General features: G+C 37.6%; 13 protein-coding genes. 4 read left to right on the top strand and 9 right to left on the bottom strand.

Annotated features, from left to right (window positions below):
• Positions 1-146: 146 nt before the first annotated feature.
• From HMPREF2984_RS07825 to HMPREF2984_RS07805, 5 genes are all read right to left on the bottom strand, one after another.
• Positions 147-680: an isoprenylcysteine carboxyl methyltransferase family protein gene (locus HMPREF2984_RS07825; protein ID WP_049533133.1), complete on the bottom strand. Its 534-nt coding sequence runs from the start codon at positions 678-680 to the stop codon at positions 147-149.
• Between the two features lie 98 nt (positions 681-778).
• Entirely contained in the window at positions 779-1,711 is a 933-nt protein-coding gene (locus HMPREF2984_RS07820; protein WP_049533134.1) for a 1-phosphofructokinase family hexose kinase, read from the bottom strand.
• A gap of 78 nt (positions 1,712-1,789) precedes the next feature.
• Complete coding sequence (locus tag HMPREF2984_RS07815) at positions 1,790-3,265, bottom strand: PTS galactitol transporter subunit IIC (protein WP_049493402.1); 1,476 nt, start codon at positions 3,263-3,265, stop codon at positions 1,790-1,792.
• Positions 3,266-3,386: 121 nt separating this feature from the next.
• Positions 3,387-3,692: a PTS sugar transporter subunit IIB gene (locus HMPREF2984_RS07810; protein ID WP_003023769.1), complete on the bottom strand. Its 306-nt coding sequence runs from the start codon at positions 3,690-3,692 to the stop codon at positions 3,387-3,389.
• 23 nt (positions 3,693-3,715) lie between these two features.
• Positions 3,716-4,195: a PTS sugar transporter subunit IIA gene (locus tag HMPREF2984_RS07805; RefSeq protein ID WP_022525046.1), complete on the bottom strand. Its 480-nt coding sequence runs from the start codon at positions 4,193-4,195 to the stop codon at positions 3,716-3,718.
• 165 nt (positions 4,196-4,360) lie between these two features.
• Between HMPREF2984_RS07805 and lacA the strand changes: the two genes are divergently transcribed.
• On the top strand, positions 4,361-4,792 hold the full coding sequence (lacA, locus tag HMPREF2984_RS07800; protein ID WP_003030052.1) for a galactose-6-phosphate isomerase subunit LacA: 432 nt from the start codon (positions 4,361-4,363) through the stop codon (positions 4,790-4,792).
• Between the two features lie 18 nt (positions 4,793-4,810).
• A complete protein-coding gene (lacB, locus tag HMPREF2984_RS07795; protein WP_003030053.1) occupies positions 4,811-5,329 on the top strand; it encodes a galactose-6-phosphate isomerase subunit LacB in 519 nt (172 codons plus the stop codon).
• Between the two features lie 135 nt (positions 5,330-5,464).
• On the opposite strand, the gene HMPREF2984_RS07790 is transcribed toward lacB, so the two are convergent.
• Positions 5,465-6,211 carry a DeoR/GlpR family DNA-binding transcription regulator gene (locus HMPREF2984_RS07790; protein WP_003030054.1) on the bottom strand — a complete coding sequence of 249 codons (747 nt, stop codon included), beginning with the start codon at positions 6,209-6,211 and terminating at the stop codon, positions 5,465-5,467.
• 170 nt (positions 6,212-6,381) lie between these two features.
• On the opposite strand from HMPREF2984_RS07790, the gene lacD reads away from it, so the two are divergent.
• Positions 6,382-7,332, top strand: coding sequence for a tagatose-bisphosphate aldolase (gene lacD, locus HMPREF2984_RS07785; protein ID WP_003030055.1), 951 nt, complete (start codon positions 6,382-6,384; stop codon positions 7,330-7,332).
• 64 nt (positions 7,333-7,396) lie between these two features.
• Here the strand turns inward: lacD and HMPREF2984_RS07780 are convergent, their stop codons facing one another.
• Positions 7,397-8,953 (bottom strand): degradosome RNA helicase CshA, encoded by a 1,557-nt coding sequence (locus HMPREF2984_RS07780; RefSeq protein WP_070671084.1) that lies wholly within the window; start codon positions 8,951-8,953, stop codon positions 7,397-7,399.
• A gap of 279 nt (positions 8,954-9,232) precedes the next feature.
• On the opposite strand from HMPREF2984_RS07780, the gene HMPREF2984_RS07775 reads away from it, so the two are divergent.
• Positions 9,233-9,631, top strand: coding sequence for a hypothetical protein (locus tag HMPREF2984_RS07775; protein WP_003030057.1), 399 nt, complete (start codon positions 9,233-9,235; stop codon positions 9,629-9,631).
• Positions 9,632-9,654: 23 nt separating this feature from the next.
• Here the strand turns inward: HMPREF2984_RS07775 and HMPREF2984_RS07770 are convergent, their stop codons facing one another.
• A complete protein-coding gene (locus HMPREF2984_RS07770) occupies positions 9,655-10,563 on the bottom strand; it encodes a magnesium transporter CorA family protein (RefSeq protein WP_003030058.1) in 909 nt (302 codons plus the stop codon).
• Positions 10,564-10,883: 320 nt separating this feature from the next.
• Positions 10,884-12,428, bottom strand: coding sequence for a peptide chain release factor 3 (locus HMPREF2984_RS07765; RefSeq protein ID WP_003041312.1), 1,545 nt, complete (start codon positions 12,426-12,428; stop codon positions 10,884-10,886).
• Positions 12,429-12,677 lie beyond the last annotated feature (249 nt).

Below are 12,677 nucleotides of genomic sequence, written 5' to 3'. Positions count from 1 at the left end.
TCCATGTTTTATTTAACTTTATGAATAGAGTTTAACACATTTTCAAACTTTTGTAAACCCTTTCTTACTTTATTTTTTAAAAATTTATACAAAATGGATAATTTGTATAAATTTAAAATCTTTCATTCTACACTTAAAAAAATAACTTACTTCTGCGCAATACCATTTGGGATAATGACTTCTTTGAGCAGTTTCTCTTCTTCCTTGATGCGATTATACAAAACTACCGCATACAGAGGAAATAGAATACAAAATGAAAGAAGTGCATGGCAAAGAAGTGCTAAACCAATCAACTCTGGAACGATATTCAAGAAATAATTTGGGTGTTTCACATAGCGGAAAAGCCAATGATCGACAAACTTATGATCGTTTACAAGCATCAATTTCACTGTCCAAATGTCCCCTAATAATTGCGTCACAACATAGAGCATAAACATTGAAAATAGCAACAGGCCAAATCCTATAGCACTAAGTGCGTCAAACTGAACCTGACGTATCGTAGCTTCAGTAAAGCAAGAAAGGTAAAATAAAATGTGAAGAATAGTGATATACTTGGTATTTTGCACGCCATATTCGCGCCCACCATTTGCCAATATCGCTTTCTCATTCTTCATCGATATTTTTAGAAATACCAACCGAAATACAAATACCGCTAAAACAATAAGTCCTGATAAAGTCATACGACCTCCTTATAATAAAATAATCTATTTTATTATATAAAGAGGGGATTTTCTAAGTCAATACATTCAAAAAATATCATATAAACTGTAGAAAGAAACTACAAAGTTGTTAGTTCGATTTCGTCTACAATTCGTTTTACATCGGCTAGGTCTACTTTTGGAGTCCATTGCAGGCAGTTAGCTGTTGCATAAGCACAGGCACGAATGACAGCTTCTCTATCAACTCTCCCTTTACTTTCTAAAGCATGGCAGAGACTTCCAAGGAAAAAGTCCCCTGACGCAATAGGATTTTTGACATGAATTGCTGGAAACGTCAGTTGGAAAACATCATCCTGCAGGCGTGCTACGACTCCTTTTCCTCCCATTGTCACAATGAAATAAGGAATTTTAGTATATTCTTTGAGAAGTTTTGCTGCTTCTTCTGCAGTTTCAACTGGACATCCTGTTAATTCTGCTAATTCTTCATCGTTAATTTTTACAATGTCAGGCTGTGCTGTGAAAGCTGCTTTTAGTGCGGCACCACTTGTATCTACTACTAAATTCACATCTTCTGGCAAAAGACGACCAATTTGTGCAATATAATCATCTGGCATCCCTTTCATCAAAGAGCCAGAAAACACAACGCTATCGCCAGGTTGAATGTGCTTTATAAGATTTGTGGTGAATTGTTCTAATAAATCCTTATTCAGCTCAAATCCAGCTTCATACACAAGATAGGTCTTTCCTAATTCTGTATCAATCATAATTGTACAAGTACGCGTATTTTTATCAACCTCTGTCACAACAAGCGGAATACCATCTTCTTCATTTAATTGTTGAATATATTCGCCCATTTTGCCACCTAACATTGTATGAATGCAAAAATTTCCTTGCTCTTCGCCTTTCTCGCAATTCAGGACATAAGCCACATTAAAACTCTTTCCGCCAGCATTCTCATGCACTTGATTTGGTCTGTTGACCACATCTTCTTTAAAATGACTAAGTAAAACTGTCCGATCCAAAGCTGGATTTGGACAAACTAAATGAATCATGTTTCTTCCTTTCTTTTTTTCAATCAAAAGCCAGACTATTTCAAAAGGAATAGCCCAGCTTATTGTTATCTTATTCTTCTATTTTGCATTTGCAGCGTATTCTTCATTTCGCTTAATCATTTGTTTTCTATACCATGCAAAGATACCAATATAGAACACTAGAAAGACAATAACACCAAAGATAGCTTTGATATCGCCTGTTGTAGCATTTCCGATTGTCCAACCAAGTAATTTTTCAATTGGACCTTCAAGAGTAGAGTGGGTAATCAATTGTGTGCTAGCTACCCCTTTAGGAAATGCATCTACGCCTTTCGCTAAGTCCGTAACAAATGGCGCAATAAGGGTTCCAGATAGAAGGAAGAGCGGAAGCAATAGAGTTCCAAATACAATCATCCGAATGAGTTTACCACGTGTAACAACCAGAAGTGCTGGAGTAACACCCATTGCAATAATCCCAGCAAGTGGCAAAATACCATTTCCGACTTTAGAAAGAAGGACTGCTTCTACTAGCATAATTGGTGCTAAAACATTGGCACATGCCCAGATTTCTGCACGACCTGCGATAAATGGCCAGTCAAGTCCAATATTGAATTTACGTCCTTGAAGACGTTTTGTTGCAACATTTGTAATTCCTTGTGAAAGAGGTTCTACTGCCGCGATGAACCAAGAACCAATAAGTGAGAACAATTCCAAGCAGACACCAGCTGTCAAACCAAGAGATAACCAACCCTTGATAACAAGTGACCATTTTGCTGCTTCGGCAACGCCAGATACTGGATGCGGCGTTCCCATAATTCCAATTACAATCCCAAGGATAAATCCAATGAAGAATTTAGAGCCCCAGAAACCAATTTTCTTATTCAATTTTGCAGCGTCAAAGTCATATTTATCCAACCAAGGGAAGAATTTATCAAAAATCTTATCCAAAACCATGATAACTGGATTCATCATGTAGTTCATGTGAGTAGAGGTCATTGGTGATGAGCTAGGCGCATTAAGCAAGTCATCAAATGTTGGTTTCATTAAGTCAGAGTTAATAATTTTCATTACTCCGACAAGTACGACTGCAAGCGTTGCCACAAAGAGCGACACTCCTTGGCTAACACCATTATTATCCGCATACCATTTAATCAATAGACCTGTAATTGATAAATGCCAAATATCAAAAATATCAACATCTAAGGTATCCGTTTTTTTCGTAATTAACATCACGACATTAACGATGAGCATAATGAGTAAGAAGTAAAGCGTCCAAGCAGAACCCCATGTAATCGTCGCCAATGGTGCCCAACCAACGTCTGTAATATTGAGTTGAATTCCTGTATTTTCAACGAATTTCGCAAGTGAAGCCGAGAAAGCACCATTTAACATACCGATAATGGCACCAATACCCGTAAGAGCTATGGCAAGTTTAATACCACCTTCCAAGGCTTTGGAAAACTTCACTCCAAAGCATAAAGCAAGCACCGTTAAGACTATCAACATGATAATTGGTGCCCCCATATCTAAAATGGGTTTAAAGAAGCGATTGGCTAAGTCAATAATGACATTCATAAAAAATCCTCCCGATTTTATTTTTTGAAAGATAGTGAACGAAAAGTGAAATAACTATTTCAGTAGATAAAAATTGTTTTTATCTAGCGTTTCAATTTTTCATTTTTTCTAATGAATTACTTTAACTAAGTCCATGTTCCTTAATAGCTGCTTCAATATTGTCATATACTGGTGCACTCATGGCTGGAATACGGAATAAAATTGGTCCTGCTTCAATAACAGGAATCCCCGGTTCAAATCCCAAATCCGTTGCTGCTATTGGGGTGAAAATATCATAACCTTTTATCAAGTCTTCATTCACATCTTTGACCATTACCGCATCGCATTGAACATCATAGCCGCGATTTGAAAGTTCTTCTTCAAGAGCATTTTTGATTTGGTGGCTTGAGTTTACCCCTGCTCCACAGGCTGCTAAAATTTTAATCATTGTAAAATCCTCCATTTTTATTTTTAATGATTTATTGTTTCCGATATATAATGAAATAGTTTATCTTCCTCATCCAACTTGGATAAGGACTCTAGGTTGCCGTCAGCAGTAAAGAAGTCCATCAATTGAGCCAAGATATTCGTTTGACTGGCATTAGAATTATTGATAATGAAGAACAAAAGCGATACTTGTACTTCATTTGACGGAACAATCATATTATGAAAAGTCACCGGCTGATCCAAGCGGACTACAACCACTTTTTCTGCTAAATTATGAACAATATCCGTATGCGGAATTGCTACATTTGGCAAATCTTTTCCTAAAAATTCCATGTCCAGCCCCGTAGGAAAGGACTTTTCTCGTTCAATTAAGGCATTCTTATAAGAAGACGTTACAATGTGTCTATCTTCAAGAAGGTCAGCAACTTGATTAAAAAGGTCTTCCTGACTGTCGGCTTGCAGACAAAAGACTAAATCTTTATCGAATAACTGATAAAGTTCCATCATATTTCCCCTTCTATTTTGTTTTATTTTGTTTATAAACAAAGTATATCATTATATGTAAACGGTGTCAATAGTTTATTTTGTTTTTTTATGTTATTTTTTGTTTGACAATATTTGTGTTAGATGTTATGATGTTGTTGTGAAATAAAAAAAGGAGGTATAACAATGAAAGTTATACTAGGTACAGACCGTGATGGTTTTGAGTTAAAAAATAAAGTAAAAACTCATTTACTCCAACTTGGTTATGACATTAAAGATCTCAACGAACAAGAAGGTGCTGCTGATTTTGTCGACTCGACAGACGCTCTTGTTGAAGAATTACGAAAAGATGATACTGCCCGTGGTATTTTGTTTGACCGTTTTGCAGTTGGTTCTTATATGGTTGCGAATAAACACCGTGGGATCATTTGTGCTGCTGTTTCAGATGAGCATTCTGCCATGATGACCATTCGCCACAATTCTACACGCATTATCACTCTCGGTGCAGCTATTCTCGGTGAAGAATTGGCAAATGCCTGTGCAGAAGCTTATTTAAAAGCTGACTATGATGCTGGGCGTCACCAAGTTCGCATTGATATGCTTAATAAATTATGTTAAAGGGTAGGAGGAAAAATTATGAAAATCGCTCTCGGCTGTGACCATATCGTAACAGATACAAAAATGAAAATTTCTGAACATTTAAAAGACCTCGGTCATGAAGTCATTGATGTCGGAACCTACGACTTTCACCGGACTCATTATCCAATCTTTGGTCGTCTGATTGCAGAAAATGTTGTTTCAGGAAAAGCTGATCTTGGAATTGCCCTTTGCGGTACAGGAGTCGGTATTTCTGCTTCTGCTGATAAAGTTCCCGGTACTCGTGTAGCTCTTGTTGGTGACGTTCTAACCGCACGCTATGCAAAGAAAGAACTCAATGCAAATATCATCGCTTTTGGTGGACGTATTCTTGGTCAAAATCTTATTCACAATATCGTTGATGTCTTTCTTGAAACAGAGTATGAACCAACAGAAGCCAACAAACAATTGATTGAAAAAATCGATAATAGCATTGAAGTTAGCCCTGAAATCGCTAAAAATGACCATATTTTCGATGAAGAAAATGCTAAATGGGCTCGCGGTGAATACCACGACTAAAAGCTCAATACTCAGAAAATCAGGCTCAGTCTAATATGGACGAGACCTGTTTTTTAATAGGATGTATCAATACCGCACGAAAGATACAAAACAAAAATCACCTGCTCCTATATGAACAGGTGATAAAAATATTAACTATAAAACATTTGTATATGATTTATACTTTTCCTTGACCTTTGGTGAGATATGATCATCTGTAATTACTGCATCCAAACCATCCAACTGATAGAAACAATAGAAAGAATAGCTGTCAAATTTGCTATTATCTGCCACAATGTACTTTTCAATCGCATTGTTCAAGATAATGGCATTGCCATTTCCTTCTTCTTCATTGGCAGTCGTGACATTATGACCGTCAATTCCATTGACGCCAATAAATGCTTTAGAAACTTTGATTTCTTTCAATAATTTATTAGCAAATTGTCCGACAAACGTTTGTGTTTTCACCCGATAACGACCGCCAATCAGAATAATGTCACAATTGGGATTATCTTTTAATTTTTCAAAAATAGGAAGCGAATTTGTCACAATACTCACACTTTTATCAGCCAAATAATCTCCGATAAAATCCGTCGTTGTTCCCGAACCGATAAAAACTGTATCACCAGAAAAAATCAAATTGGCACATTTTTGAGCAATTGTTCGTTTTTCTTCAATATTTAACATTGTTTTTTCAGTATGGGAGGCTTCGTTCAAGCCATTTTTTACTTTTTTATGAGCTCCTCCATGAACACGAGTCAACAAACCTTGCTTTTCCAAGTCAATCAAATCACGACGTATCGTCATATCCGTTACATCTAGTAACTCTTTTAATTTCTTGACAGAAACCACTCCTTGCTGATCCAATTCTTGGAGAATCACTCTATGCCGTCCTTCTTTCATTTTGTCTCCTTTCTAGTTTTATATAATTTTATTCCTCAAATATATTATACAACAATTTATTCATTTTGAAAAATTAAAAACAATATTTTTTTGATTTTTGTAAAATATTGTTTGACTTTGTTTTATTTGTGTTCTATAATTAAACTATACAAAACAAAAGGAGCCTAAAGATGACAACAAAACAAGAAAAATTAAAACGTTTATGTGATAAAAACAGAATTATCGGCGCTTTGGCTATTGACCAACGAGGGGCTTTGCGTCGTATGCTTGGTGAAGACACTCCAGTTGAGCAATTGGAAACCTTTAAAGTGCTAGTTTCGAAATACTTAACAAAATACGCTTCTTCTATCCTTCTTGATCCAGAGTTAGGTTGGAAAGCGGCGGAAGCTCGTGATAAAAACGCTGGATTATTAGTTGCCTATGAAAAAACAGGTTATGACAAAACTGTTCCCGGTCGCTATCCTGACCTCGTCGAAAATGTCTCCGTCCAACGTCTCAAAGCAAACGGTGCTGATGCTGTGAAAGTCTTACTCTATATAGATATTGACGAAGATAGAGCAGTCAATGACGTCAAAGAAGCCTTTATTGAGCGAATAGCTTCTGAATGCAAAGCAGAAGACATACCTTTTTTCCTTGAGTTAGTTTCTTACGATGCCAAGGTGACGGATGAAAAAGAATATGCTAAACTCAAACCTCGCAAAGTCATTGAAGCAATGAAGCTTTACTCACAAGAACGATTTGGTGTAGATGTTCTCAAAGTTGAAGTTCCAGTCAATATGAAATATGTTGAAGGATTCGCAGAAAATGAAGTTCTTTACACCAAAGAAGAAGCTGCTGCCTTCTACAAAGAACAAAGTGATGCCACTTCTCTTCCATTTATTTTCTTATCTGCTGGAGTATCCGCACAGCTTTTCCAAGATACACTTCGCTTTGCTAAGGAATCCGGCTCAACTTTCAACGGTGTCCTTTGCGGTCGTGCAACTTGGGCTGGTGCTACCAAAGCCTATCAAGAAGGTGGCGAAGCTGCTACAATTAAATGGCTTGAAACAATAGGTAAACAAAATATCGTTGAATTAGATGCAGTTCTCCAAGAGACTGCTACGCCTATTGTATTTAAATAACTTTGTATCTCCTTATAAAAACATAAAAAGACGAACTTCTATTCGCCTTTTTATTATTGTATAATTACTTATCACCTTTATTACGGATGACAAATCCTGTTTTCTTCTCACTTGAAGTATTACGAGGTTTTTTGTGGTCTTTGCGGTAACGCTTTTCTTTGTCAAAGCGATCGTGGCGACCACCCTTTTTGTAATTGTCACGCCCATTAGTACGGTCACGACGATCATTACTACGACGCCCATTTTTGCTGTTACGATTGCCTTTATTAGCTCTCGAAACATACTTAAATGGTAATGGCTTTTCACGCGCAATTTCTACTTCTGGTAGAGTGTCTGGATCTTGTACGGTTAAGGTCAATATATATAAAGCCAATTCCTCCGGTGTAAATTCAGCTGCCAGCTTGCGAGCGTCTTTGCCAAACTTTTCAAATTGGTTGCGAATACTTTCATCTGCAAAATCTCGCTCAATCTTTTTGAGTGCAACTTTTTTCTTAGCTTGAAAGGCTTCTTCTGCCGTTGCTGGCTTCATACCTTTCATCCGTTTTTTAGTTAAGCTTTCAATGACTTGAAGATACCCCATTTCATTTGGTGCAACAAATGTAATGGATTGACCAGATTTCCCAGCACGACCTGTCCGTCCGATACGATGCACATAACTTTCGGGATCTTGTGGAATATCGTAATTGTAAACATGCGTGACACCAGAAATGTCCAATCCACGTGCTGCGACGTCCGTTGCAACAAGAATATCTAAATTACCATTTTTGAAGTCACGAAGAACACGGAGACGTTTTCCTTGGTCTAAATCGCCATGAATCCCCTCTGTGCGGAAACCACGGATTTTAAGTCCACGAGTCAATTCATCAACTCGGCGTTTGGTACGCCCAAAAACGATAGAAAGTTCTGGTTGTTCCACATCCATGAGACGTGTCATGGTATCAAATTTTTCATTTTCTTTTACACGGATATAATATTGATCCACCAGTTCTGTTGTCAATTCTTTTGCTGCAATTTTGACATGTGTTGGCTCTTTCATAAACTTCACGCCAATCCGCTTGATAGCATCTGGCATAGTAGCTGAAAAGAGAAGGGTCTGACGCTCTTCCGGCACGCGTGAGATGATTGCTTCAATGTCTTCTAAGAAACCCATATTGAGCATTTCATCCGCTTCGTCTAAAATTAGCGTTTCTACATGATTGAGTTTCAGTGCTTTGCGCTTAATGAGGTCTAATAAACGTCCTGGAGTTCCAACGACAATGTGCGCGCCTGAACGGAGAGCCTTGATTTGCTTTTCAATGCTAGATCCACCATAAACCGAGCGAACTTTCACTCCTTTGCTTCGACCAAAGCGGAAGAGTTCCTCTTGACTTTGAACAGCCAATTCACGAGTTGGTGCAATGACTAAAGCCTGAACAACAGGATTTTCTGTGTTAATTTTTTCGAGAGTTGGAAAACCAAAAGCAGCTGTCTTTCCTGTACCAGTCTGAGCTTGTCCAATCACATCTTTCCCTGCCATAGCAAGCGGGATTGTTTGTTCTTGGATTGGACTGGCTTCAACAAAGCCTGCTTTTTCAATTTCTGCTAACAATTCAGCAGACAAATGTAATTCATTAAATTTCAATTTTTTCTTCTTTCTAAAAAGGTAGTGCGAAGCTACCTTATAAAACATATTTTGCTTTCTCATTCAGTAAATTTGATACCAGTATTCCAATAGAAAAGACTTTATCTTAATTACTTGCCAAAAGCAACTGAGAAAGCTGACTATTTTGTAACTTATCTAGTATAACACAAAGAATGATAAAAAGATAGGATTTCTGCTAACTTTCTTTTTTGATATAAGATTTAACTTGAAAATGTACTATTTTCTTTTATAATGAAAAAAAAATAAAAAAGAGTCACTATGAATAAGTTTTTACGCTTTGCCTTTATCCTACTGATTGTAGCCATGCTAGGGGCTGCTGTTATTCAAATTTTCCAACCCCAACTTTTAGGTTCTGACTCAGCTTACGGTCTTTCCGTCTACTGGCAGCGAGAAATCGACTTTTGGAACTTAGCCCTTCTGCCTCTGCTGATTGGTGTTCTCATTAAATATGACTGGTTTTATCTGCGTCTAGTACTCTTAGCACTAATTCTTGGCGGGCTAGGTTTTGGAACCAACTATCTGCTAGGCTACCTACAACTGCCTAATAATGCCAACCTTCTAGGCTGGCTGGAAAACTATTTTTTGGTTCTGCTCCGGCTGCTGGGCTGGTATTTGGAAAGCAAAAAAAGAAATAAAAGTGATGAAGCTAGGTCCTAAATTGGGGTAAGGCTACATCATTTTTATTTTTTATTAGCCAACCATTTCAAAGCTTTGGTCAATACAATCCAAAGAATAAGACTGATAATAACTATATAAATCCAAGCATTTTTATCATTAGACAACGGAAGTGGCACATTCATACCAAAGAATCCCGTGATAACTGCTAGGACTGCTAGGAGGACTGAAATGATTGTTAAAACGGTCAAATTATCATTCAGATTGTTGTTCAAAATATTGTTGTAAGAACCTGACAATTGACTGAGAACTTGAGAAATCAAGTCTGTCATTGCTACTAATTGGCGAGCTTCAATCATGACATCGTCAAACTGCTCTTTTTCAATTTCATCTAAATGACGATAAAGTGCATGTCCTTTAATGTGCTCTAACAGCATACGATTTTGCTTTGCAGCTGCTACCAAGTAGACTATGGAAGTTTCCAAGTCTGCTAAAGCAAAGAGATTTTTCTTAGTGGTTGTTTTGTGCAATAGACTATTGATGTTATCCTTTGTTTCATCCATTTTTTCAATTACAGGATAATAAGAATTACACACTAATTCTAAACTAGCAAATAGAAATTTATAAACTGTTACAGGCTCATGGTGTTCAACATAATTTTTCATCATATCTACAACATAAGTATTTGCTTTATTGCTAACTGTTAAGAGTTTATCTTTCTGTACAATAAAGGTCATAGGAATAGTTTCATAATAATCCTTATCCCTTTTTAAGTTTAATACGTTGAAAATAAAAACGACTGTTCCTGTTTCACGATTGTAATCCATGTGTGCTCGTTCATTTTTATCTAACGCGTACTCTATCGTTTCTTCATCAATATTGTATTCCTTATAAGAATCTGGATGTTGACTTAAAATATCTGCATCTAAGTTTATCCAAGACATTCCATCTTTTAATTCTTTTTCAATAAACACCCTTTTCTCCTTTATTGACTTTTAATATAAAGAATTGAAAAAGATGCTCAATTCTTCACCAATCGTTATTACACTTCTTTATCTATCTAAACGCTTAAGATTCTAACAAACAAACTCACTTAAAACCCAGTTCTGTTTCAAAAATTATTATGAGAAAGCTCGAATAATAGCGTAATTTTCAAACTTTGCTCATATGCCGTGCAAGTCTCACATTTTCTTTAACTGAGTTCAAACTAAATCCTCGGAAAATAGATAAATCCTCCTAGAAGCAATTGCTTCTTCTCCAGATTTCCTAATTTTCTGTCGGATTTTTAACGCTCTCACATCTTCTCTTCCAACTTGACATCTGGATATTTATCGGCAAACCAGCGCAAGGCGAAGTCATTTTCAAAGAGAAAGACTGGCTGGTCAAAGCGGTCTTTGGCTAAGATATTGCGACTTGAGGACATTCGCTCGTCCAGATCATCTGGTGAAATCCAGCGAACAGTCTTTTTGCCCATGGGTGTCATGACTACTTCGGCATTATATTCATTTTCCATGCGGTGCTTGAAGACCTCAAACTGAAGCTGACCAACAGCTCCCAACATATATTCACCAGTCTGGTAATTGCTATAAAGCTGGATAGCTCCTTCCTGTACCAATTGCTCAATCCCTTTGTGAAAAGATTTTTGCTTCATGACATTTTTAGCTGCAACCTTCATGAAAATTTCCGGGGTAAAAGTTGGAAGCGGTTCAAACTCAAATTTGTTTTTACCGACAGTCAAGGTATCGCCAACTTGGTAAGTGCCGGTATCGTAAACTCCAATAATATCTCCAGCCACCGCATTTTCTACATTTTCACGTGACTCAGCCATAAACTGGGTGACATTTGAGAGTTTGACAGCTTTTTTGATACGGGTCAGATTCACACTCATGCCGCGCTCAAATTCGCCCGATACGATGCGGACAAAAGCGATGCGATCACGGTGTCTTGGATCCATATTGGCTTGGATTTTAAAGACAAATCCTGAAAAATCCTTATCCAGCGGGCTGATTTCCTGATTGTCTGTGGTTTTGTGTCCGTGAGGTTCTGGTGCAAACTCCAAGAAAGTGTCAAGAAAAGTCTGCACTCCAAAATTGGTCAGGGCTGAACCAAAGAAGACAGGGGTTAATTCCCCATTAAAAATAGCTTCCTGTGAAAATTCATTTCCTGCTTCCTGTAGGAGTTCAATATCCTCTAAAACCTGAGCATAAAATGGATTGTTGCCAAATATTTTTTCTCCCTCTTCGATGCTGGCAAAGCGCTCATCACCCTTATAAAGCTCCAGTCGCTGATTGTGCAAATCATAGAGACCTTCAAAGGATTTCCCCATCCCAATTGGCCAATTCATCGGATAGCTGGCAATGCCAAGTACTTCTTCTAATTCTTCCAGCAAATCAAGGGGTTCACGCCCGTCGCGGTCCAGTTTATTGATAAACGTAAAGACTGGGATATTGCGGTGTTTGACAACTTCAAAGAGCTTTTTAGTCTGAGCCTCAATCCCTTTGGCAGAGTCCACCACCATGACTGCGGCATCCACGGCCATGAGAGTGCGGTAGGTATCTTCTGAAAAATCTTCGTGCCCAGGCGTATCAAGAATATTGACCCGTTTTCCGGCATAGTCAAACTGCATGACAGAAGAGGTCACTGAAATCCCCCGCTGCTTCTCAATATCCATCCAGTCAGATTTTGCAAAGTTCCCGGTCTTCTTACCCTTGACCGTACCCGCTTCACGAATCTCGCCTCCAAAGTAAAGCAACTGCTCTGTAATCGTGGTCTTCCCTGCATCCGGGTGAGAGATAATCGCAAAAGTTCGGCGTTTTTTAATTTCGTCTTGAATCGTCATTTTGTCCTCTTTTTCTTTTTTATACTTTTTCTTTCGATTTCTGTGAAAATTCTTATTACATTGGACTACTCCTAACTTGTTTCAACTTACCTATTATAGCGGATTTAAAGGATTTTTTCAATTGCTTAGAACATATAAAAAATCGCTCTGTTCGAGCGATTTTCTGTTTCTTAATATAAGAAACTACCCGTGGTGCTAGTTAAACTCAAAACACTATAAAAAGCCCATTTGGACTATACTGTAAGTGAC

Origin of the sequence: Streptococcus sp. HMSC066E07, from assembly GCF_001814695.1 — a bacterium.
Classification (GTDB): domain Bacteria; phylum Bacillota; class Bacilli; order Lactobacillales; family Streptococcaceae; genus Streptococcus; species Streptococcus hominis.
Note: the sequence above shows the minus strand (reverse complement) of the source record. Positions and strands in the feature narration are given on the sequence as shown.